Here is a 23,370-nt window from a genome sequence, read left to right on the forward strand (position 1 = left end):
TACGTATACAGCAGGACAGCTGGATGTTCGCACTGAAAGACATTCACAGCGATGCAAGCTGCCTGCCCGACAAGACCCAACTCAGACCTGCTCGATACGCATAACAACATCGACAAATCGCGAGGAGTTCATGATGAGCCAGAAGAGCCAACGCCACCTCAAGACGTCCCTGCTGAGCGCCGCCCTGATCGCGGCGGGTATCGGCTTCACCGGGGCGGTTCAAGCCACCGAGACCCTGCGTTTTGCCCACGTGTACGAGACGTCGGAGCCTTTCCATCGCTGGGCGGAATGGGCCGCCGGTGAGATCGAGGAGCGCACCGAGGGCCGTTACAGGATCAGCGTGCATCCTGCCTCGTCGCTGGGTAACGAACAGGACATCAACGAGGCGCTTGGGCTGGGCACCGTCGACATCATCTATACCGGTACCCAGTTCGCGGGCCGCTATTACGGGCCGATGGGCATTGCCGGGGCGCCCTACATGTTCCGCGACTTCGACCACTGGCAGGCCTATGCCGAGAGCGACCTGTTCCAGGAGATAGCCGAGGGCTTCCAGGACGCCACCAACAACGTACCCATCGCCCTGAATTACTACGGTGAGCGCCACGTCACCTCCAACGAGCCGATCAACGTGCCGGAGGACATGCAGCGGCTGCGGATCCGCGTGCCCGGCGCTCCCCTCTACATGATGTTCCCGCGTGCGGCCGGTGCGAATCCCACCCCCATCGCCTTCGACGAAACCTACCTGGCCCTGCAGCAGGGGGTGGTCGATGCCCAGGAAAATCCTCTGCCGGCGATCCGTGCCATGGCCTTCCACGAGGTACAGGACGTCATCAACCTGACCGGCCACGTGACGGACTCGCTGGTCACCATCATCAGCGGCATACGCTGGAACCAGCTCTCCGAGGAGGATCAGGAGATCTTCCGTGAGGTGCTGCAGGAGGCCGCGCAGAACAATACCAACGACATCCTGCAGGCCGAGGCGGAGCTGGCGGCCTGGTTCGAGGAGCAGGGCAACACCATCAACGAGGTGGATCGCGAACCGTTCCGGGATGTCACCGTGCCCTACCACCTCGGCGACGATGCGGACTGGGACGAAGAGACCTACGAGCGGCTGCAGGCCCTGGGCCAGTAAGCCACCAGCGATCATCGACGGGTGCGTCCACCGCCACGGGCGGTGGACGCCGGGAGGCGTGAGATGTCGAAACGGATCGACGAACTCGATGAAGCGGTCGACCCCATGCTCGACTTCGAGTCGGCGTTCGATAGCGAGGAGTTCCGCTTTGGCGACTATGCCATCGAGGACTACTTCACTCTGGTGATCTTCTGGGCCTTGATCTTCGTCGTCTCGCTGCAGTTCTTCACCCGCTACGTGCTGGGCGACTCCACCACCTGGACGGAAGAGATCGCGCGCTATCTGCTGATCGTGGTCGGCTTTGCCGGCAGTGCGCTGGCGGTGAGGAAGGGCACCCACATCATGGTGGAGTTCTTCTACCGCTACATGCCCGGCTGGTTGGGTAAGATCGTGGCCGGCGTGGCCGAGGGCGTGAGCGTGGGGTTCTACATCGCCATGGCCTGGGTCACCTACAAGCTCGCCGATCGCACCGGCAGCATGATGATCTCGGTCGACCTGCCCAAGAACATCATCTACTTCACGGTCTTTGCCGCCTTCGTCGTCATGGCGTTTCGCGGCATTCAGAGAATCGTCCTGCGCCTTCGCGCAGCGCGTCAGTAAGGGCTGCCATCCATGAGTCGACTTTCCATGCTGCGCTGGCGAGCGCCGGTCGTCACGCCACTGCTCTCCGCGCTTGCCGTGCTCGGCTGCGTGATCCTGGCAGTGACCGGCTACTACCTCTCCTTTCTGTTCTTCTCGCTGTTCACCATGCTGGTGCTGGGGGTGCCGATCGCCATCAGTCTGGCCGGCGCCTGCCTGATGTTCGTGCTGATCTCCGGTCAGGTGCCGGATATCGTCGTGGCGCATCGCATGATCAACGGCATCGACAGCTTTCCGCTGCTGGCCATTCCGTTCTTCATCTTCGCCGGCAGCCTGATGAACAACGCCGGCATCACCGAGCGTATCTTCGATTTCGCCAAGGCACTGATGGGTTGGATGCGTGGCGGCCTCGGCCATGTCAACGTGGGGGCGAGCATCGTTTTCTCCGGCATGTCTGGTGCCGCGGTGGCAGACGCCGGCGGGCTGGGCACCATCGAGGTCAAGGCGATGAAGGATGCCGGCTACGACGAGGAGTTTGCCGTCGGTATCACCGCGGCATCCTCAACCATCGGGCCGATCATTCCGCCCAGTCTGCCCATGGTGATCTATGGCGTCATGGCCTCGGCGTCCGTAGGGCAGCTGTTCGCTGCCGGCCTGCTGCCGGGTCTGCTCATGGGCGCCATGCTGATGGGGATGATCTTCATCATCTCCCGGCGCCGCGGTTATACCGCCGATGCCCGCTTCTCGGTGGGCGTGCTGGGCAGGACCTTCGGGCGCGCGGTGCTGTCGCTGATGACGCCCGTGATCATCGTGGGGGGCATCATCACCGGGATGTTCACGCCCACCGAATCCGCCGTGGCTGCGGTGGTCTATGCGCTGTTCCTGGGGGTGGGGATCTATCGCACCCTGACCTGGCGCAAGCTGCTCAAGGTGAGCATGGAGACCATCGAAACCACGGCGATCATCCTGTTCATCGTGGGCGCCGCCTCCATCTTCGCCTGGATCCTCTCCAGCAATCAGGTAACGCAGCATCTGGTGGTTCTGCTCGGTCCGTTCGCGGATAGCAAGATCGCCGTGCTGCTGTTCTCCAACATCGTATTGATCATCATCGGCTGCTTCATGGAGACCATCGCCGCCATCACCATTCTGGTACCGGTGCTGCTGCCGCTGGCCGTTGCGGTGGGCGTCGACCCGGTGCACTTCGGGGTGATCATGGTGTTGAACCTGATGATCGGCCTGCTGACGCCGCCGGTGGGCATGGTGCTCTACGTACTGTCACGGGTCTCCAACGTCAGCTTCGAGCGCTGCATGCGCGGGACGATCCCGTTCCTTATCCCGCTGGTGCTGTGCCTGCTGCTGGTGACCTTCGTGCCGGCCATCTCCATGTGGCTGCCCACCCTGGTCTATCGCTGAGACGACGATCCACAAGGAAAGGGAACGATGAGTGAAACGACGGACTTCAGAGTGGAGCGGGAAGCGCTGGAGCGCTTCATGAAGGCGGTGCTGGGGCGTGTCGGCGCCGACGAAGCCTCGGCCAGCGCCGCGACGCGGGCCCTGGTCACCGCTTCGCGGATGGGTACCGACAGCCACGGCCTGCGGCTCCTGCCCCATTACGTGCAGGCGCTGCAGGGCGGACGCCTCAAGGGCGCGCCCAGGATGCACTTCGAACGCCGGCTGCCCGCCACCGGTTATCTCGATGCCGACGACGGCCTCGGCCACCTGGCCGCCTATAGAGCCATGGAGCATGCCGTCGAGATGGCCGAGCAGGTCGGCATGGGGGCGGTGGCGGTGGGCAACGCCTCACATTTTGGTGCGGCGGGCTGCTACGCCCTGGCGGCGGCGGAGCGCGGGCTGATCGGGCTGGTCACGTGCAACTCCGACCCTTTCGTGCTGCCGCACCAGGGTAGCCGCCCGTTCCACGGCACCAATCCCATCGCCTTTGCCGCGCCGGTGGCGGGAGAGCAGCCCTACCTGCTCGATATGGCGACCAGCGCCATTCCCTGGAACCGGGTGCAGCAGTACGGTGCCATCGGCCGCGAGCTGCCCGACCAGGTGGCCGCCGATGCTGAGGGCCGGGTGACCCGCACGCCGGGCGAGGTGGCGGCACTGCTGCCCCTGGGCGGCAGCGAGTTTGGTTTCAAGGGCGCCGGCCTTGGCGGCATGGTAGAGGTTCTCAGTTCGATGCTCGCCGGCATGCAGCATGGCTATCGGCTGTTGCCCATGGGTGGACCCGACATGGCCTCGCCGCGCGGTATCGCCCACTTCGTCATGGCGCTCAGGCCTGATGCCTTCGCGCCGGGCGATCCCTTTCCCGCCTGCCTGCGGCGCTACCTGGACGATCTGCGCGCCCAGCCGGGGCGCAACGGGGGCGAAGTGCTGGTGCCCGGCGACCGGGAGTGGGCCTGCCAGGCGCAGCGCGACGCCCGGGGCATTCCCCTCGACAGCGCCAATCAGGCCGCCTACGCCGAGCTGGCCGAGCGTCTGGACGTACCGCCGCTGCGGCCGCTGAGCTGAGCGCATCTGGCGCGGCGATGCAGTAAGATAGCCGCAACAATCGTGACTGACAGGAGCCCCAGCCCATGAGCCGATATCGGATAGAGCGCAAGACGCTCTCGGAGCAGGTCGCCGAGCAGCTCGAGGCGGATATCCTCGAGGGGCGACTGAGCGAGAACGATCAGCTGCCCTCGGAGCGGGAGCTGATGGAGCAGTTCGGCGTGGGCCGCCCGGCGGTGCGCGAGGCGCTCTTCCATCTGCAGCAGCTGGGTCTGATCGCCATCAACAGCGGTACCCGGGCCAGGGTCATTCGCCCCACCGCCGAGTCGGTCATGGCGCGCCTTTCCGGGGTCACCCGCCAGCTGCTCGCCAAGCCCGACGGCCAGCAGTACTTCCAGGAGGCGCGGGCTCTGTTCGAGATCTCCCTGGCCCGCTACGCCGCTCGCCACGCCAGCGACGAGGACCTGGCGAACCTACGTGCGGCGCTGCAGGACAACCGCGAGGCCGTGGGCGACGAGGCGCGCTTCAAGCGCTCCGACAACGACTTCCACGGCGTGCTGGCAAGCATCGCCCGCAACCCCATCTTCGACGCCATCCACGTGGCGCTCTCCGAGTGGCTCGACGACCGTCGCGCTCAGGTGCTGCAGCAGAAGGACGAGGACAAGGCGGCGATGGCGGCCCATATCGAGATCGTCGAGGCCATCGAATCCCGCGACCCCGATGCCGCCGAGGCGGCCATGCGGCGCCACCTCGACCGGCATTATGGGACCTATATGAAGCTCAAGAAGCGCCTTTCTGAGTAGCGATCAGCTGCAAGTTGACTCGGCGCTGATCCGTCGACAGGTCTACGAGGAGGCCATGGCAAAAGACCTCCTCTTCGACCTGTCCCCGGCGCCCCTCGTCGAGCGCAGCCACGTTGACCACTATAAAGAGACGCCGCGCTTCCAGGGAATGAAATCATACTGCGCCAGCTCCACCGCGCGGGGCAGGTAGCGCCCCGAGGCGGTGTCGAGGCACAGCCTGAGCAGCCGCTCGGCGAGCTCGTCGATGCTCGTCTCGCCGCGGATGATGGGGCCGGCGTCGAAGTCGATGACGTCGCCCATGCGTGCGGCCAGTTCACTGTTGCTGGAGATCTTGAGCACCGGGGTCACGGGGTTGCCGGTGGGCGTGCCGAGTCCGGTGGTGAACAGGATCAGGTTGGCCCCGGAGCCGGCCAGGGCGGTGGTCGACTCCACGTCGTTGCCCGGGGTGCAGAGCAGGCTCAGCCCGGCCCGGGTGTGCGGCTCGGTGTAGTCGAGCACGTCCACCACCGGGCTGTCGCCGCCCTTCTTGGCGGCCCCGGCCGATTTCATGGCGTCGGTGATCAGGCCATCGCGGATGTTGCCGGGCGAGGGGTTCATCGAGAAATCGGCGCCGACCCGGGCGGCATGGCGCTGATACGCCTCCATCAGCTTGGCGAAGCGCTCGGCCACGGCATCGTCGCGGCAGCGGGCGATCAACTCGTGCTCCACCCCGCACAGTTCGGGAAACTCACTCAGGATACCGCTGCCACCCAGCGCAACCAGGCGGTCGACCACGGCCCCCACCAGGGGATTGGCGGAGAGCCCCGAGAAGCCGTCGGAGCCGCCGCACTCCACGCCGAGGGTCAGCGCCGAGAGCGGGGCCGGTGTGCGCGGCGTGCGGTTGGCTTCACTCAGGCCGTCGAAGATGGTGGTCAGGGCCTCGCGAATCAGCGCCTCTTCGCTGATGCTGGCCTGCTGTTCCAGGTAGTGTACCGGGCGCAGCCCGCGCGGATCGCGCTCGGCCACGGCGTTTTGCAGCATCTCGATCTGTGCTTTCTGACAGCCCAGGCTGAGCACCGTGGCGCCAGCCACGTTGGGGTGGCAGATATACCCCGCCAGCAGCTGGCACAGCGCCTGGGCATCGTCGTCGGTGCCGCCGCAGCCCAGGGTATGGGTCAGAAAACGCACGCCGTCGACGTTGGGGAAGAGGCGCTCGCCGCTCGGTTCGGCCGGCGCCGTCCCGCTGCTGCCGTGCAGCAGCTCCCGGGCCATGCGCTTGTAGTCGCGATAGGGATCCTCTCCCAGGGCGTCGGCGACGCACTGGCGCAGCACCTCGATGTTGCGGTTCTCGCAGAACACCAGCGGAACCACCAGCCAGACGTTGGCGGTGCCCACCTGGCCGTTCGGGCGGTGATAGCCTTCGAAGGTGGCACCGGCGAAGGCCGAGACGTCCGGCGCCTGCCACTGGCCGCGGCGGGCCTGGGGTTCGCTGGTGGCGGTGCTGTGGGCGGTGTTGTCGGTGGTGATGGCCGCTCCCGCTGGGATGGGACGGGTGGCACGGCCCACGGTGACGCCGTACATGACCACCGCGTCGCCGACAGCAAGGTCGCGCAGGGCGAACTTGTGCTTGTGGCGGATGGCTTCCGCCAGGCGCAGGTGCCGGTCGCCGTCTTCCACGGCGTGGCCGGCGGGCAGGTCCTTGAGGGCCACGCGCACGTTGTCGGCGTGATGAACGCGCAGGCTGTCGAGATGTCCGTGATCGCTAGCGATAGTCTGGGTGGTCATGGGCGGTATTCCTTATGGCAGCCCGTTACAGAGGCTCGTCACTGCGGTTCGGCGATCACGTTCTGGACCTGCTCGCCGAGTCCCTCGATACCCAGGCGCATCCGCTGGCCGGGCTTCAGATAGGTCGGCGGCGTCTGGCCCATACCGACCCCGGGCGGGGTGCCGGTGGAGATGACGTCGCCCGGCTGCAGGCTCATGAAGCGGCTCAGGTAGCTGATCAGGAAGGGAATGCGATAGACCATGGTATGGGTGCTGCCGTCCTGGTAGCGATGGCCGTCCACCTCCAGCCAGAGATCGAGCTCATGGGGATCGCGGATTTCGTCCGGCGTCACCAACCAGGGGCCGAGCGGGCCGAAGGTGTCGCAACCCTTGCCCTTGTCCCAGGTGCCGCTACGCTCGAGCTGGAACTCCCGCTCGGAGACATCGTTGACCACGCAGTAACCCGCTACATGCTCCATGGCGTCGGCCTCGTCCACGTAGCGCGCGCTCTTGCCGATCACCACGCCGAGTTCCACTTCCCAGTCGGTCTTGCGCGAGTCGCGGGGGATGATGACGTCGTCGTTGGGGCCGCAGATGGCGCTGGTCCACTTGGCGAAGACCACCGGCTCCGGCGGCACCTCGGCGCCGGTCTCGGCGGCGTGGTCGGAGTAGTTGAGGCCGATGCAGATGAACTTGCCTACGCGGCCTACGCAGGGCCCGAGACGGGTGTCGGCATCCACCGCCGGCAGCCGGGTGGGGTCGAGCTCGGCCAGCCGGGCCAGGGTGTCGCGCCCCAGATGGGCGCCGTCGAGGTCGGTCAGGTGGGCCGAAAGGTCGCGGATCACGCCCTCTGCGTCGAGTAGCCCAGGCTTCTCGTGGCCCCGGGGGCCGAAGCGCAGCAGTTTCATCGAGTTCTCCTCCGTCAGATGAGCCAGCCGCCGTCGATGACCTGAGCGGTGCCGGTGGTGTAGGCCGACTCGTCGGCAGCCATATAGGTGGCCAGGGCAGCGATCTCCTCGGCCGTGCCGAGTCGCCCCAAGGGTTGGCGGGCGAGAAACTCGGCGTGTACTTCCGCCTCGGGGCGCCCCTGGCGCTCGGCCTGTTCGCGGATGCGCTGGCGCAGGGAAGGGGAGTCCACCGTGCCGGGGCAGATGGCGTTGCAGCGGATACCGCGGTCGATGTAGTCGGCGGCGATCGATTTGGTCAGGCCGAGCACCGCGGCCTTGGTGGTGCCGTAGGCGCAGCGGTTGGGCACGCCGGTGAGGCTGGAGGCCACCGAGGCCATGTTGATGATGCTGCCGCCACCGCTCGCGATCATGGTCGGCAGCAGGGTGCGGGTCAGGCGCAGCATGGCGGTGACGTTGAGGGCCAGCGAGCGCTCCCAGTCGGTATCGGTGACCTCCAGCAGCGCGCCGCTGGCGACGTAGCCGGCGCAGTTGAAGAGCACGTCCAGCGAGGTTAGCTCGTTGCCCAGGGCCGCGACGGCCTCGGCATCGAGTACGTCCAGGCGGCGCGCCTCGACGCCGGGCGTATCTTCGAGGTCGCGCAGCTTGTCGGCATCGATGTCGGTGGCGATGACCCGAGCGCCCTCGGCGGCGAAGCGCAGGGCCGTGGCACGACCGATGCCCTGGCCGGCGGCGGTGATCAGCGCGGTCTTGTGCTGCAGTCGCATGGTACCCATACCTGTATGATAGGCTGCTAGCCTGATGTTCGGTTAAGTATGGCGCAGTTGAAACGGCTTGCCAACCGGGCATGGCCGGCCAGGGCGTGGCCCTGTTTGGCGCCAGCGCCGTGCCAAGCAGTGACATGAAAAAGGCGGCCCTCAGGCCACCTTTTTTCATTGCACGAATGGCAACGCTCACTCGCGCTTGCCGTCGACTAATCGGCTTACCCCCCAGGGGTTGCCGTCGCGCAGCGGCTCGGGCAAGAGTCCCTGCGGCAGCGCCTGGTAGCACACCGGACGCAGGAAGCGATGAATTGCCGCGCTGCCTACCGAGGTGGTGCGTGAGTCGGAGGTGGCCGGGAAGGGGCCGCCGTGAACCATGGCGTGACACACCTCGACCCCGGTAGGCCAGCCGTTGGCGAGGATGCGCCCCGCCTTGCGTTCGAGGATCGGCAGCAGCTGTTTCGCCGCGTCGAGATCGCCGTCGTCCATCTGCAGGGTGGCGGTGAGCTGGCCTTCCAGGTGGGCCGCGACGCGCTTCACTTCTTCCAGGTCGGCGCACTCGATCACCAGCGAGGTGGCACCGAACACCTCTTCCTGCAGCTCGGGCTCGGCGAGGAAGTCCTGGGCGGTGGTGACGAACAGTCCGGCCTGACAGGCATGGGCGGTTTCGCCGACCTGACCGCGGGCCGCTTCGCGTACCTTGTCGTTGGAGGCGAGCCGGTCCACGCCCTGTTCGTACGCCGCGTGAATGCCCGGGGTGAGCATGGTCTGAGCGGCGCTCTGTTTGACGGCGCCGGCCGAGGCCTCGACGAAGGCGTCAAGCTCAGGCCCCTTCACGCCGATCACCAGCCCGGGGTTGGTGCAGAACTGCCCGGCGCCCATGTTGAGCGAGGCGACGAAGCCTTCGGCGAGCTGGGCGCCACGTGCCTTGAGCGCCTCGGGCAACAGGAACACCGGGTTGATCGAGCTCATCTCGGCGTAGACCGGGATCGGCTGGGGGCGGCTTTGAGCCGTCTTCATCAAGGCGGTACCGCCGCTGCGGGAGCCGGTGAAGCCGACGGCTTGAATGCGCGGGTCGGCCACCAGCGCCTGGCCCACCTCACGGCCCGAGCCGAACAGCAGCGAGAACACCCCTTCGGGCAGGCCGCTCTTCTCCACCGCCCGCTGTACGGCACGGCCCACCAACTCCGAGGTGCCGGGATGGGCCGAGTGCGCCTTGACGATCACCGGACAGCCGGCGGCCAGCGCCGAGGCGGTATCGCCGCCGGCCACGGAGAAGGCCAGCGGGAAGTTCGAGGCGCCGAACACGGCCACCGGGCCGAGCGGAATATGGCGCTGGCGCAGGTCGGCGCGAGGCAGCGGCTGACGCTCGGGCAGGGCCGGATCGAGACGCAGGTCGAGCCACTCGCCGGCGCGTACCACAGAGGCGAACAGGCGCAGCTGGCCGCAGGTACGGCCGCGCTCGCCCTCGAGGCGGGCGCGGGGCAGGCCGGTCTCGTCCATGGCGCGCTCGATCAGCTCATCGCCGATGGCCTCGATCTCGCCGGCCACGCTTTCGAGGAACGCTGCACGCGCGTCGAGGGTCGTCTCGCGATAGACGCCGAAAGCCGCCTCGGCGAGTTCGCAGGCGCGCTCCACCTCGGCTTCACTGCCGCCACGATAGGCGGGGTCGAGCGGCGCGCCGGTCGCAGGATTGACGGCGCGAATCTCGTCGCGGCTGCCGGTGACGGCCTCGCGGCCGATCAGGGATGTGCCTTGCAGTGTCATGGGAGCTCCTTGCGCGGGCATGCAACGAATCGCTAGTGATGGTATGTCGTGCTACCTGTCATACAAGCCTACCGTAGACGATGCCGTCGCGTCGATCCAGCGCGGCGCGGGCGCTGCATGGCAGTGTTCGGGGTCGGGTTGACGGACATCGCCGCCGAGTCGGCTGCTTTGCCGCTGAGGAGGCTCAGCGGTTCATGGCGTTTCCCCTCGCCACGCTGTTTCGTTGACCAGGCTGAGCGGACGCTTGCCTTCCAGCGCCAGGATGATGTTGTCCACCGCGCGCTGGGCCATGGCGTCGCGGGTTTCGTGAGTTGCCGAGCCCACGTGCGGTAGGGCCACCACGTTGACCATGTGCGGCAGCGGCGACTCCGGCGAGAGCGGCTCCTGTTCGAAGACGTCGAGCCCGGCGGCATGGATCTCGCCCGTTTCCAGCGCTGCGATCAGCGCCGCTTCGTCGACCACCTTGCCGCGGGCGATGTTGACGAAGATCGCCGAGGGCTTCATCAGCCCGAACTCGCGCCTGCCGATCAGATGCGTAGTCTCCGCCGTCAGTGGCACGGTGACGCAGACGAAGTCGGCCTGGGCCAGCAGCTCGTCCAGTTCGCAGCGCACGGCGCCCAGCTCCTGCTCCAGTGCGGGCTTGGGCGAGGAGCAGGCGTAGAGCACCCGCATGCCGAAGCCCAGGGCGCCGCGGCGGGCCACGCCGGCACCGATGCGGCCGAAGCCGACCATGCCCAGCGTCTTGCCGTGTACGTCGGTGCCGAAGTGGGGCTCGCCGATGCTGGCCGTCCAGTCGCCGCGCTTGACCAGATCGGCCAGCTCGATGGCGCGTCTGGCGGTCGCCATGATCAGCAGAAAACCGGTGTCGGCGGTGGTCTCGGTGAGCACGTCGGGCGTGTTGCAGAGCAAAATGCCGCGCCGGGTCAGCGCCTCGACGGGGTAATTGTCGTAGCCCACCGAGATGGTGGCGATGGCCTCCAATTGCGGCGCCAGGTCGAGCAGCTCCGGCGTGATGACGAGGCTGGAGCCGACCAGCCCGTGCGCCTGACCCAGGGCCTGGCGAAAGTCGGGGTTGTCGGTACTCTTCAAGGCCTCGAAGTAATCGACGTGGAAACGTTGGCGAAGCTGATCGAGGTGGATCGGTTTGAGGCGGGTGTAGGCGACGATGCGTTTTGTCATTGTGTGCGCTCTGTCTTCGCTCTGTTTTCGCTCTGGGGGGGGCGGGCGGGGCAGACTCAGCCTAGTCAATGCGCCAGTACTGGGCAAATACGACGCCCACCCATCCAATTTGCGACATATGCGCTTGCCGTTACTGGCATACTTTCTGCGTCTGGACGATGTTAAGCATATCTGTGAGCGACAATTTGCTATACCTTTGCCAGACAGATTTGCCTGAAAGCGACACCCAGACCCTGACGAGTTGAATGCCGATACAACCTATAACGATTCACGGCATTGGAGTATGAAACATGTCCACGATGCCCCCGGCTTCGGCCTCCCCGGCTCACGCCCTGCGCAAGACACCCATGCCCCAAACGCTGGGTTTTCTGCTGCTGGAAAACTTTACTTTGTTCTCTCTGGCCTCGGCCATCGAGCCGCTGCGCATGGCCAATCAACTGGCCGGTCGCGAGCTGTATCGCTGGTTCACGCTGAGCGTGGACGGCGGGCCGATCTCGGCCAGCGATGGCCTGCGGGTCACGCCGGATGGCGCCATCACCATGCCGCTGGCGCTGGACATGATCATCGTCTGCGGCGGCGTGGGACCATCCCGTACCGTGCAGCGCGAGCACGTCGTCTGGCTGCAGTCCCAGGCGCGCCTGTCGCGCCGACTGGGCGGCATCTGCACAGGCAGCTGGGCACTGGCCAAGGCCGGGCTGTTGGACGGCTACGAGACCAGCGTGCACTGGGAGTGTCTGGCGGCGATGCGCGAGTCGTTCCCCCGGACGGTGCTGACCACCCGGCTGTTCACCATCGACCGTGACCGCGCCACCGCCTCCGGCGGTACCGCACCGCTCGACATGATGCTGACCCTGATCGAACGCGAACACGGGCGCGAACTTTCGGCGGGCATTTCCGAAATGTTCATCTGCGACCGCGTGCGCGGCGAGAACGACCATCAGCGCGTGCCGCTCAAGCACGTGCTGGGCACCACCCAGCCCAAGCTGCTGGAAATCGTGGCGCTGATGGAAGCCAACCTGGAGGAGCCCATCGAGCTCGCCGAGCTGGCCGACTACGTCGACGTCTCGCGCCGCCAGCTCGAGCGGCTGTTCCAGAAGTACCTGCACTGCTCGCCGTCGCGTTACTACCTCAAGCTGCGCCTCACCCGGGCCCGCCAACTGCTCAAGCAGACCTCGATGCCGATCATCGAGGTGGCCTCGGCCTGCGGCTTCGTCTCCACGCCCCACTTCTCCAAGTGCTATCGGGAATTCTTCGGCCTGCCGCCGCGTGAGGAGCGGCTGGGCATGAGCCCGCTGCGCCAGCCGCCGCTGCCTGAACCGCCGGCCGAGAGCCTGCTGCTGCAGCCGGTCAGCCTCGAGCCCGTGTCGGAGCAACCGATCTCGGCGGCGCTGGTGGCGCTCGACAATGCCCGCGGCGAGCCCACTTACGCCAGCGTGCGCCTGGACCACTGAGCCCGGCGGCTCGCGGCCAGGGCGCCGTGGGCCGTTTCCCCACTTCTCTTGTCGATTCCTTCCCTCTCCCGCCCGGCGCGGGAGAGGCATTTACGTGACCGGTTTCCGCCCTCTCAGCGGAAGGCGGCAGGAGAGGTGCATTGTGCTGTTCGTCGCAGTCGCGACAGGGGTGACGTTTTTGGAATTATCGCCGTCGCTTCCAGAAGTCGGGACTCACCATGCCAGCGCTATGCTGCCTTCAAGTCAATCCATCCGGAGCACGCCCTCATGACGCCCCAAGACCTGCACGACGATGCCATCGTCATCGACGGCCTGATCATCGCCAAGTGGAACCGCGAACTGTTCGAGGACATGCGTCGCGGCGGACTCACTGCCGCCAACTGCACCGTCTCGGTGTGGGAGGGCTTTCAGGCCACCGTCGACAACATCGTCAAATCGAACCAGCTGATGGCCGAGTGCAGCGACCTGGTGCGCCCGGTGCGCACCACCGCCGATATCACCCGGGCCAAGGAAGAGGGCAAGACCGGCATCATCTACGGTTTCCAGAACGCCCACGCCTTCGAGGATCAGATCGGCTACGTCGAGATCTTCAAGCAACTCGGCGTCGGCATCGTGCAGATGTGCTACAACACCCAGAACCTGGTGGGCACCGGCTGCTACGAGCGCGACGGGGGGCTCTCCGGCTTCGGTCGTGAGATCGTCGCCGAGATGAACCGCGTCGGCATCATGTGCGACCTCTCCCACGTCGGTTCGAAGACCTCCGAAGAGGTGATTCTCGAATCGAAGAAGCCGGTCTGCTACTCCCACTGCCTGCCGTCCGGGCTCAAGGAGCACCCGCGCAACAAGTCCGACGAGGAGCTGCGCTTCATCGCCGAGCACGGCGGCTTCGTCGGCGTGACCATGTTCACCCCCTTCCTGCGCGCCGGGATCGACGCCACCGTCGACGACTACGTCGAGGCCATCGAGTACGTGATGAACATCGTCGGCGAGGATGCCATCGGCATCGGCACCGACTTCACCCAGGGCCACGGCAAGGACTTCTTCGAGTGGCTGACCCACGACAAGGGCTACGCCCGTCGCCTGACCAGCTTCGGCAAGATCATCAATCCCGAGGGCATCCGCACCATCGGTGAGTTCCCCAACCTGACCGAGGCGCTGCTGCGCCGCGGCTTCAGTGAGACCCAGGTACGCAAGATCATGGGCGAAAACTGGGTACGAATCTTAAAAGAGGTATGGGGTTCTTAACCGGCCCTCGGGCCTATTGCGCTTGCGATTACTGCGTTGCGAAGTCGTTCGAAATGCTCATGGACAACAGTCCACTCCGCTTTCTCTCGACTTCGCGCCTTGTTCTCGCTGCGCTCATGACGGCCCGGACTCATTCGTGAACCAAATTACCAGCGCTTAGAACAACGATTTCGAGGATCAAGACCGTGACCAAGATGGCCCCTGAGCTTCCCATCGAGGTGGATAGCGAAACCGGCGTGTGGACCACCGACGCCCTGCCGATGCTGTACGTACCGCGGCACTTCTTTATCAACAACCACACGGCCGTCGCCGAAGCGCTGGGTGTGGATAAGTATGCCGAGATTCTCTACCGCGCCGGCTACAAGAGCGCCTGGCACTGGTGCGAGAAGGAGGCCGAATTGCACGGCCTGGAAGGCGTCGACGTGTTCGAGCATTACATGCTGCGTCTCTCCCAGCGCGGCTGGGGCAAGTTCGTCACCGAGGCCATCGACCTCGATGCCGGTACCGCCCGCGTGCGCCTGGAGCACAGCGCCTTCGTCTATCAGCTCGGCAAGACGGGGCAGAAGGAGGAGTACATGTTCACCGGCTGGTTCGCCGGCGCCATGGACCAGATCCTCGCCGCCCGCGGCAGCGCCCTGCGCACCGTCGCCGAACAGACCCAGAGCGCCGCTGAGCCCGGCTGCGAGGTAGGCATCTTCACCGTTCAGCCGTTGGCCGACGCCCAGGGTTGAGGAGGTTTCCATGGCATTCGACGCGATCTTCGAGCCGATCCAGATCGGCAAGCTGACCATCCGCAATCGCGTGGTCAGCACCGCCCACGCCGAGGTGCATGCCACCGACGGCGGCATGACCACCGAGCGCTACGTCAAGTACTACGAGGAGAAGGCCAAGGGCGGCTGTGGCCTGTGCATCTGTGGCGGCTCCTCCGTCGTCTCCATCGACAGCCCCCAGGGCTGGTGGAGCTCGGTGAACCTGTCCACTGACCGCATCATCCAGTACTTCCAGAATCTCGCCGATGCCGTGCACAAGCACGGCGGCAAGATCATGATCCAGATCACCCACATGGGGCGTCGCTCGCGTTGGGACGGCTTCGACTGGCCGACTCTGGTGTCGCCCTCCGGCATTCGCGAGCCGGTGCATCGCTCCACCTGCAAGACCATCGAGGAGGAGGAGATCTGGCGCATCATCGGCGACTACGCCCAGGCCGCGCGGCGGGCCAAGGAGGGCGGTCTTGACGGCGTCGAGCTCTCCGCGGTGCACCAGCACCTGATCGACCAGTTCTGGAGTCCGCGGGTCAACAAGCGTACCGACCAGTGGGGCGGCAGCTTCGAGAACCGCATGCGCTTCGGCATGGAGGTGCTCAAGGCGGTGCGTGCCGAGGTGGGCGACGACTTCGTCGTCGGCATGCGCATCTGCGGCGACGAGTTCCATCCGGACGGCCTGACCCACGAGGACATGAAGCAGATCGCCGCCTATTACGACGCCACCGATCAGGTGGATTTCTTCGGCGTGATCGGCTCCGGCTGCGATACCCACAACACCCTGGCCAACGTCATTCCCAACATGTCCTTCCCGCCGGAGCCCTTCCTGCACCTGGCGGCGGGCATCAAGGAAGTGGTCAAGGTGCCGGTGATCCATGCCCAGAACATCAAGGATCCCAACCAGGCCCAGCGTATCCTCGAAGGGGGCTACGTCGACCTGGTGGGCATGACCCGGGCGCACATCGCCGACCCGCACCTGATCGCCAAGATCAAGATGGGCCAGATCGACCAGATCAAGCAGTGCGTGGGTGCCAACTACTGCATCGACCGCCAGTATCAGGGCCTCGACGTGCTGTGCATCCAGAACGCCGCGACCTCGCGGGAGTACATGGGCCTGCCGCACATCATCGAGAAGACCGAGGGGCCGAAGCGCAAGGTGGTGGTAGTAGGCGGTGGCCCCGGCGGTATGGAAGCGGCTCGTGTCGCCGCCGAACGCGGCCACGACGTGACCCTGTTCGAAGCCGCGGATCAGCTCGGTGGCCAGATCACCATCGCCGCTCAGGCGCCGCAGCGTGACCAGATCGCCGGTATCACCCGCTGGTATCAGCTGGAGCTGGCACGCCTCAAGGTGGACCTGCGCCTCGGCACCCGCGCCGACGAGGCCACCATCGAGGACCTGCGCCCGGACGTCGTGGTATTGGCCACCGGCGGCCAGCCCTTCCTCAGCCAGTACCCGGAGTGGGGCTACTCGGAGAACCCCGAGGAGAGCCTGGTGGTCAGCACCTGGGACGTACTCTCCGGCAAGGTTGCGCCGGGCAAGAACGTGCTGATCTACGACTCCATCTGCGAGTTCTCCGGCGTTTCGGCGGCGGATTATCTGGCCGACAAGGGAGCCAAGGTCGAGATCGTCACCGACGACATCAAGCCCGGCGCGGCGGTGGGCGGCACCACCTTCCCGACCTACTACCGCAGTCTCTACGAGAAGGAGGTGATCATGACCTCCGACCTGATGCTGCACAAGGTCTACCGCGAGGGCGACGCCCTGGTGGCGGTGCTCGAGAACGAGTACACCGGCGCCATGGAGGAGCGAGTGGTCGATCAGGTGGTGGTGGAGAACGGCGTACGCCCCGACGAGGCGCTCTACTACGCGCTGAAGGAGCGCTCGCGCAACCGCGGCCAGGTGGATCTCGAGGCGCTCTACGCCGCCAAGGCGCAGCCCTGTTTGAGCGAGCAGGGCGAGGGTTACCTGCTGTTCCGCCTGGGCGATTGCACCGCGCCGCGCAATACGCATGCGGCAATTTATGACGCCCTGCGGCTGTGTAAAGACCTTTGAAAGCTATTGCGCTCGGGTAAGGAGAAAGTGGAGTCGAGTTCCTTCGACAGGACCGCGTCGCAGCGCCTCGGCTCGGGCGAATGCTAAGGGCGCGACGCCGGCTCCCCTTCCCACCCCTGCGTCGAGCCATCATTTCTAGCCTGCGAGGTGAGCGAGATGCTCGAGACCCTGCTGCCAATACTAATCTTCTCCGCCCTGGCGCTGGCCGTGATCGGCGCCGTGCGGCGCATTCGCCTGTGGCGCCAGGGTCGACCCGCCCGGGTCGATCTGCTGCGCGGGCTCGCCGCCATGCCGCGGCGCTACCTGGTCGATCTGCACCATGTGGTGGCACGTGACAAGGTCATGTCCAACACCCACGTAGCCACCGCCGGCGGTTTCGTCGCGGCGGCCGTGCTGATGATCCTGGTACATGGCCTGGGGCTCGGCTCTTCAGAAAGCATGGGGCCAATCCTCGGCGGGCTGCTGCTGCTGGCCAGCGCCGCCATGTTCGTCGGCAGTTTGTTCGTCGCCAAACGGCGGCGCAATCCGCCGGCGCGGCTCTCCAAGGGGCCCTGGATGCGCCTGCCGAAGAGCCTGATGGCGTTCTCGGTGAGCGTGTTCCTGCTCACCCTGCCGACGCTGGGCATCCTGCCTGCCGGAACGGGTAGCGTGATCCTCGCCCTGGCGCTGGTCGCGGTGCTGGTGTGGGGCCTGGGCGAAATGTTCTTCGGCATGACCTGGGGCGGGCCGATGAAGCACGCCTTCGCCGGCGCCCTGCATCTGGCCTTCCATCGCCGCCCCGAGCGTTTTTCCACGAAAGGGGGCGAGGGCAACCGCTCCACCGGCCTCAAGGCGCTGAACCTGGACGACGCCAAGGCGCCGCTGGGCGTCGAGACGCCCAGCGACTTCACCTGGAACCAGCTGCTCGGCTTCGATGCCTGCGTGCAGTGCGGACGCTGCGAGGCGATGTGCCCGGCCTTCGCCGCCGGTCAGCCGCTCAACCCCAAGAAGCTGATCCAGGACATGGTCGTCGGCATGGCCGGCGGCAGCGATGCCCACTATGCCGGCTCGCCCTATCCGGGCAAGCCGGTGGGCGAGCATACCGGCACTCCCAATGGCCCTATCGTCGCTCGTGAGGGGAAAGCCCTTGTCGATGCCGAGACGCTGTGGTCGTGCACCACCTGTCGCGCCTGCGTCGAGGAGTGCCCGATGATGATCGAGCACGTCGATGCCATCGTCGACATGCGTCGCTTCCTGACCCTGGAACATGGCAATACCCCGGGCAAGGGCGCCGAGGTGCTCGACAACCTGATCGCCACCGACAACCCCGGCGGCTTCGATCCCGGCTCGCGCATGCACTGGGCGGCGGACCTCAACCTGCCGCTGATACGCGACCTGGGGCAGGTCGACGTGCTGCTGTGGCTGGGCGACGGGGTCTTCGACATGCGCAATCAGCGCACGCTCAGGGCGCTGGTGAAGGTGCTGCGTGCGGCTGGCGTCGATTTTGCCGTGCTCGGTAACGAGGAGCGCGACAGCGGCGACGTGGCGCGCCGCCTGGGCGACGAGGCGACCTTCCAGTCGCTGGCCAAGCGCAACATCGCGACGCTGTCGCAGTACCGCTTCCAGTGCATCGTCACCTGCGACCCGCACAGTTTCCATGTCCTCAAGAACGAGTACGGCGAGCTGGGCGGCAAGTATGTTGTGCGCCACCACAGTACCTACATCGCCGAGCTGTTCGAGGCGGGCCGGCTGCACTTCGCGCCCTGGAAGGGCGGCCGCGTCACCTATCACGACCCCTGCTACCTGGGCCGCTACAACGGCGAATACGAAGCACCACGCAACGTGCTCAAGGCGCTGGGCATCGAAGTGGCCGAGATGCAGCGTTCGGGATTCCGCTCGCGCTGCTGTGGCGGTGGCGGCGGCGCGCCGATCACCGACATCCCGGGCAAGCAGCGGATTCCCGACATGCGCATGAATGACGTCAAGGAGACCGGCGCCGAGCTGGTGGCGGTAGGCTGCCCGCAGTGCACCGCCATGCTCGAGGGGGTGGTCGATGCCACCGCCGAGGTGCGCGACATCGCCGAGCTGGTGGCCGATGCCCTGGTGGAGCGCCCTGCTGGCTCCGGTGGCAGCAGCGATAGCGCTCGCCCCCCGCAGTCTGCCTCCGGTACCCGCCCCGTAATGAAGGAGGTCACGTCATGAGCGAGATCGTGCGTCGCGATCCGCGCCGCGAGTGGATCGCCCGCAACCGCCTGCATCCCGAGCACGAACGGGTGCTGGCCGAGCTTGGCCAGAGTGCCGGGCATGGCATGGCGGCGACGGAGTGGATGGGCCCCAACGGCGTGATCCGCAAGAATCCCCATGCGGTCGGCTTCATCGGGCCCAACGGTATCAAGCGCATCGACCGCAGCGGTGTCCAGCAGGCTGCTGCTGCGGGACGTGGTGCCAGTGCCGGTAGCAAGGCCGCCGACGAACGGCGGCAGGTCATCATCGAGGCCCCGGACTTCCTGGTCGCGGTGGTTCCGGACCTGCCCGGCGGGCGTCTCTCCAGCCACGACCGCGACCTGCTGGGCCTGGCCCGGCAGCTGGCCGATGCCGATGGTGAGCGGCCGGGTGCCGTGCTGGCAGTGGTCTTTGGCCAGGCGGATGTCGAAGGGTATGGCGAAGCCGGCATCGATCGGCTGCTCGTGCTGGAGGGCGATGACATCGACGGCTACGCGCCGGAGGCACGCCTGGCGGCACTCACCGCCGTCGACGGCGAGTTTGCCCCGCGTCACTGGCTGTTGCCCGACTCCAAGCTGGGCGGCGCCGACCTGGGGCGGCGCCTGGCGGCGCGCCTTGGCGAACGGCCTGCCGCCGGCGTCTGGCAGGTCGAACGGGACGCTACCTGCGCGCTGGGCTGGCGCTGTACCGGGCGCGGTGCTGCCGGTACCAGCGATATCCAGCGCGCCCTGCCGCGTGTGGTACTGGCACTGGCCGAATGTGCCGAACCCGTTTCCGAGACCCGCCATGCGGCCCGTCCGCTGGCCTTGTCGCAGCCGCTGCCGCCCCTGCTAGGGCGCATCGAGGACCTGGGCCAGGTGGCCGTCGACCCGGCCGGCGTAGCGCTCTCCGAGGCCGAGTTCATTCTTTCCGCCGGCAACGGCGTCAAGGACTGGGATGGCTTCCATCAGGCCGCCGAGGTATTGGGAGCGACCGAAGGTGCCTCGCGGGTGGCGGTGGACGATGGCTTCATGCCGCGCCATCGTCAGGTGGGCGCCACCGGGACCTGGGTCACCGCGCGGGTCTACGTGGCGGTGGGCATCAGCGGTGCCATTCAGCACCTGCAGGGCATCCAGAGCTGCGACAAGGTGGTGGCCATCAACCTCGATCCGGGGTGCGACATGATCAAGCGCGCCGACCTGGCGGTGATTGGCGACTCGGCGAGCATACTCGCGGCGCTGGTCGAGATGGTCCAACGGCAACGAGAGGAGAAGCGCGATGCGGCCTGATGCCCAGACGACTGGAGCGCGAAATACAGGTGTACAAGCGACTAGTGCTCAGCAAGATGGTGCACTCGAGGTAGCAGTGCTGGTCTCCGTGGGCCGCCACCCCGTGACCGGGCGCGCCCGGCGCGCCGATCAGGACGCCCGCGGCGTGGAGCTGGCCCTGTCCCTCGCTGGGGCGCGCATCTCCCTGCTGCACGCCGGCGCGCTCGACGAGGAGAGCGAGAGTGCCATGCGTGGCTATCTGGGCATGGGTTTCCCCGCCTTGACCCTGATCGAGCAGCTGCCCGGCGCCGACGTTATCCCCGCGCTGGTCGACAGCCTGAATGAATCACGGCCGCAACTGGTGATCGCCGGCGAGCGCGCCGAGCAGGGCGAAGGCTCCGGCATGCTGCCCTACCTGCTGGCCGAGCGTCTTGGTTGGCCGTTGGTCGGTGGCCTGGCCGCCGTGGAGAAGATCGAGAATGGCGTGGCCACCCTGCTCCAGGCTCTGCCTCGCGGCCAGCGCCGCCGGCTTCAGGTGCGGCTGCCGGCCATCGTCACTGTCGACGCTGCCGCCGCCGCGGCCCGCCAGAGCGCCTTCGGTCCGGCCCAGCGCGGTGAGATCGAGGCCGAGTCGGCAGCGGTCGAGTGGGACGAGGCTCAGCCGGAGTGGAACGTGACCCCGGCCCGCAAGCGCCCCAAGCGGCTCAAGATCGTCAAGGCGGCCTCGGCCCGGGATCGCTTCAAGGCCGCCGCGGCCAAGGCCGAAGGCGGCAGCGGCCAGGTGTTGACCGACGTGACCCCCGAGCAGGGCGCCGAGGCGATCTTCAAGCTGCTCAAGGATGAGGGCGTTCTGCGCTAGCTGTCGATAACGCACCCACGAATAACGCACCAACCAACACGACGACCCCGGCCCTGGCCGGGGTCGTTGCGTTTGGGGCGCCGGTATTATTTTCGCGATGCAGGCAATGCACACGATGAGCGGCACGCACGATGGCATCGCTCCGGCGCTAGTTGCTTGCACTGCTTGCGACACCGACCAACGGGTTGGTCTCCTGGTGCTGCCTGCTGCCTGCTGCCTGCTGCCTGCTGCCTGCTGCCTGCTGCCTGCTGCCTGCTGCCTGCTGCCTGCTGCCTGCTGCCTGCTGCCTGCTGCCTGCTGCCTGCTGCCTGCTGCCTGGCGTGTGGTCGTCTCCAACAAGAAGACCCCGGCCAAGGCCGGGGTCGCGTGGTGGCTTCTTGCGTGAGGTCGATGGTGTATCAGGCCGGCTTGGCGACCGCCAGTCCACGCTGCTCTTCCCTCAGCCCCTTGACCAGGCAGTAAGCCATGCCCAGCAGTACCAGGGTGAAGGGCAGCCCGGTGGCCACGGCGCCGGCCTGCAGGGCGCCCAGTGCGGTGCTGCCGCCGCCGTACAGCAGGATGCCGGCGATCACGCCTTCCAGAACCGCCCAGAACACGCGCTGGCCGCGGGGCGCATCGGTCTTGCCGCCGGCGGTGATGTTGTCGATCACCAGCGAGCCGGAATCCGACGAGGTGATGAAGAAGATCAGTACCAGCAGGATCGCCAGACTGGAGGTCAGGGTGGTCAACGGCAGGTGCTCGAGCATCTGGAACATCGCCAGCGAGACGTCGCTGATGCCGTCGGCCAGGGCGCCCACACCGGCCGCCGACTGAGTCAGGGCGGTGCCGCCGAAGGCGCTCATCCACACCAGCGTGACCAGGGTCGGCACCAGCAGCACGGCGATCAGGAACTCACGTACCGTACGCCCGCGGGAGACCCGCGCGATGAACATGCCGACGAAGGGCGACCAGGAGATCCACCAGGCCCAGTAGAACACGGTCCAGCCGTGGTACCAGGTGGTGTCGTCGCGACCGATCCAGTTGGAGAGCGGCACGACGTGGCTGACGTAGGCGAAGGTGGTGTGCCACAGGTTGTTGACGAACAGCAGCACACCGCCGGTGATAATCACGAAGGTGAGCAGGCCCAGGGCAAGCATCATGTTGATCTTGGAGAACAGCTTCACACCGCCGTCGATACCGCGCCACACCGAGAACAGGGCCACGGCGGTAACCACCACGATGATCGCCAACTGGGTGCCGATGGTGTTGGGCACGCCCCACAGGTAGTTGAGGCCGCCGGCCGCCTGGGAGGCACCGAAGCCCAGCGAAGTGGCCAGGCCGAAAATGGTGGCCAGTACCGCGACGATGTCGATGATGTGGCCGAACCAGCCACGTACCCGCTCACCGAGGATCGGCGTGAAGGCCGAGCGCAGGGTCAGCGGCAGGCCGCGATTGTAGGCGAAGAAGGCCAGCGACAGGCCCACCACGCCGTAGATCGCCCAGGGGTGCAGGCCCCAGTGGAACATGGTGGCGCCGATGGCCGCGCTGGCGCCGGCCGGGGTGTGTGCCTCGGCATTGAGCGGGGTGCCGTACCAGTCGGTGTAGTAGGCCACCGGCTCGGCCACGCTCCAGAACATCAGGCCGATGCCCATGCCCGCGGCGAACAGCATGGCGAACCATGAGGTAGTCGAGTACTCGGGGCGGGCCTGACTGCCGCCCAGACGGATGCGCCCCAACGGCATCACGATCAGCGCCAGGCACAGCAGCACGAAGAGGTTGCCGGCAATCATGAACAGCCAGTCGAAATACTCGATGGAGAAGCCGCGGGCCGCGGTGAGGTGGCTGTTGGCGGCATCGGGATAGATCAGGGCGTAGAGGATGAAGGCCAGAATGGCCAGGGCCGAGAGTGGGAACACGGGATGGTGGAAGTCCATCCCCAGCACCTGGGCGTTGTCCTGCCCGGGTTTGAGGATTGGCACATCGTCATGCTTCATGGGGATTCCTCGCATGTTGTTGTTGGCATCCGCAAGCGGCAGGCGCTCCCGGGCGAATCATTGTTGGGCCAGGGCGGCGAGGGGTATGTCGTGAAAGCGACCTCCAGCTATCCGTTGGCTCATTACCGCGGCGACGTGTCTCGGTCAGGCAAGTGGAGGTCTCTGTGGGGCAAGTGCCACTTGGTGGAGGGCATAGGCTGAAGCGGCGGAATGTGCC

Annotated in this window: 19 protein-coding genes; 13 read left to right on the forward strand and 6 right to left on the reverse strand. The window is 66.5% G+C overall.

Annotation, left to right across the window (positions count from 1 at the left end; genetic code table 11):
• The first annotated feature begins 133 nt into the window (after window positions 1-133).
• The 5 genes from HOP58_RS01605 (at window position 134) to nanR (ending at window position 5,007) form a co-directional block, all read left to right on the forward strand.
• Window positions 134-1,132: a sialic acid TRAP transporter substrate-binding protein SiaP gene (locus HOP58_RS01605; protein ID WP_234254927.1), complete on the forward strand. Its 999-nt coding sequence runs from the start codon at window positions 134-136 to the stop codon at window positions 1,130-1,132.
• Between the two features lie 63 nt (window positions 1,133-1,195).
• Complete coding sequence (locus HOP58_RS01610; protein ID WP_010625871.1) at window positions 1,196-1,732, forward strand: TRAP transporter small permease; 537 nt, start codon at window positions 1,196-1,198, stop codon at window positions 1,730-1,732.
• A 12-nt stretch (window positions 1,733-1,744) separates the two neighbouring features.
• A complete protein-coding gene (locus tag HOP58_RS01615) occupies window positions 1,745-3,124 on the forward strand; it encodes a TRAP transporter large permease (protein WP_026037793.1) in 1,380 nt (459 codons plus the stop codon).
• 27 nt (window positions 3,125-3,151) lie between these two features.
• On the forward strand, window positions 3,152-4,225 hold the full coding sequence (locus tag HOP58_RS01620; protein WP_234259345.1) for an Ldh family oxidoreductase: 1,074 nt from the start codon (window positions 3,152-3,154) through the stop codon (window positions 4,223-4,225).
• 65 nt (window positions 4,226-4,290) lie between these two features.
• Window positions 4,291-5,007 (forward strand): transcriptional regulator NanR, encoded by a 717-nt coding sequence (gene nanR, locus HOP58_RS01625; RefSeq protein WP_010625868.1) that lies wholly within the window; start codon window positions 4,291-4,293, stop codon window positions 5,005-5,007.
• A gap of 120 nt (window positions 5,008-5,127) precedes the next feature.
• Here nanR and HOP58_RS01630 read toward each other — a convergent pair whose 3' ends face one another.
• The 5 genes from HOP58_RS01630 to HOP58_RS01650 all read right to left on the reverse strand — a co-directional run bounded on the left by HOP58_RS01630 (window position 5,128) and on the right by HOP58_RS01650 (window position 11,362).
• Complete coding sequence (locus tag HOP58_RS01630) at window positions 5,128-6,771, reverse strand: altronate dehydratase family protein (protein ID WP_010625867.1); 1,644 nt, start codon at window positions 6,769-6,771, stop codon at window positions 5,128-5,130.
• A 38-nt stretch (window positions 6,772-6,809) separates the two neighbouring features.
• A complete protein-coding gene (locus HOP58_RS01635; protein ID WP_234259346.1) occupies window positions 6,810-7,658 on the reverse strand; it encodes a fumarylacetoacetate hydrolase family protein in 849 nt (282 codons plus the stop codon).
• A 14-nt stretch (window positions 7,659-7,672) separates the two neighbouring features.
• Window positions 7,673-8,422, reverse strand: a complete 750-nt coding sequence (locus HOP58_RS01640; RefSeq protein ID WP_234259347.1) for an SDR family oxidoreductase — start codon at window positions 8,420-8,422, stop codon at window positions 7,673-7,675.
• Between the two features lie 186 nt (window positions 8,423-8,608).
• Window positions 8,609-10,183: an aldehyde dehydrogenase (NADP(+)) gene (locus tag HOP58_RS01645; protein WP_234259348.1), complete on the reverse strand. Its 1,575-nt coding sequence runs from the start codon at window positions 10,181-10,183 to the stop codon at window positions 8,609-8,611.
• A 192-nt stretch (window positions 10,184-10,375) separates the two neighbouring features.
• Entirely contained in the window at window positions 10,376-11,362 is a 987-nt protein-coding gene (locus HOP58_RS01650; RefSeq protein ID WP_010625863.1) for a D-glycerate dehydrogenase, read from the reverse strand.
• A 299-nt stretch (window positions 11,363-11,661) separates the two neighbouring features.
• Between HOP58_RS01650 and HOP58_RS01655 the strand changes: the two genes are divergently transcribed.
• The 8 genes from HOP58_RS01655 to HOP58_RS01690 all read left to right on the forward strand — a co-directional run bounded on the left by HOP58_RS01655 (window position 11,662) and on the right by HOP58_RS01690 (window position 21,565).
• Window positions 11,662-12,813 (forward strand): GlxA family transcriptional regulator, encoded by a 1,152-nt coding sequence (locus HOP58_RS01655; RefSeq protein ID WP_234254947.1) that lies wholly within the window; start codon window positions 11,662-11,664, stop codon window positions 12,811-12,813.
• A 267-nt stretch (window positions 12,814-13,080) separates the two neighbouring features.
• On the forward strand, window positions 13,081-14,058 hold the full coding sequence (locus tag HOP58_RS01660) for a dipeptidase (protein ID WP_234254913.1): 978 nt from the start codon (window positions 13,081-13,083) through the stop codon (window positions 14,056-14,058).
• A gap of 185 nt (window positions 14,059-14,243) precedes the next feature.
• Complete coding sequence (locus HOP58_RS01665) at window positions 14,244-14,789, forward strand: DUF5943 domain-containing protein (RefSeq protein WP_010625860.1); 546 nt, start codon at window positions 14,244-14,246, stop codon at window positions 14,787-14,789.
• Window positions 14,790-14,799: 10 nt separating this feature from the next.
• Window positions 14,800-16,872 (forward strand): dimethylglycine demethylation protein DgcA, encoded by a 2,073-nt coding sequence (gene dgcA, locus HOP58_RS01670; RefSeq protein ID WP_234259349.1) that lies wholly within the window; start codon window positions 14,800-14,802, stop codon window positions 16,870-16,872.
• Window positions 16,873-17,028: 156 nt separating this feature from the next.
• Entirely contained in the window at window positions 17,029-19,053 is a 2,025-nt protein-coding gene (locus HOP58_RS01675; RefSeq protein WP_234259350.1) for a (Fe-S)-binding protein, read from the forward strand.
• On the forward strand, window positions 19,050-20,342 hold the full coding sequence (locus tag HOP58_RS01680; RefSeq protein WP_191223559.1) for an electron transfer flavoprotein subunit alpha/FixB family protein: 1,293 nt from the start codon (window positions 19,050-19,052) through the stop codon (window positions 20,340-20,342). Before HOP58_RS01675 ends, HOP58_RS01680 begins: the two co-directional genes overlap by 4 nt.
• Window positions 20,332-21,180, forward strand: coding sequence for an electron transfer flavoprotein subunit beta (locus tag HOP58_RS01685; RefSeq protein WP_234259351.1), 849 nt, complete (start codon window positions 20,332-20,334; stop codon window positions 21,178-21,180). The genes HOP58_RS01680 and HOP58_RS01685 overlap by 11 nt, the downstream gene beginning before the upstream one ends.
• Before the next feature lie 115 nt (window positions 21,181-21,295).
• On the forward strand, window positions 21,296-21,565 hold the full coding sequence (locus HOP58_RS01690) for a hypothetical protein (RefSeq protein ID WP_234259352.1): 270 nt from the start codon (window positions 21,296-21,298) through the stop codon (window positions 21,563-21,565).
• 13 nt (window positions 21,566-21,578) lie between these two features.
• Here the strand turns inward: HOP58_RS01690 and HOP58_RS01695 are convergent, their stop codons facing one another.
• Window positions 21,579-23,153 carry a BCCT family transporter gene (locus tag HOP58_RS01695; RefSeq protein WP_234259353.1) on the reverse strand — a complete coding sequence of 525 codons (1,575 nt, stop codon included), beginning with the start codon at window positions 23,151-23,153 and terminating at the stop codon, window positions 21,579-21,581.
• Window positions 23,154-23,370 lie beyond the last annotated feature (217 nt).

The organism is Halomonas sp. MCCC 1A11062 (genome assembly GCF_021404355.1).
In the GTDB taxonomy this organism is placed as follows: Bacteria; Pseudomonadota; Gammaproteobacteria; order Pseudomonadales; family Halomonadaceae; genus Halomonas; species Halomonas aerodenitrificans.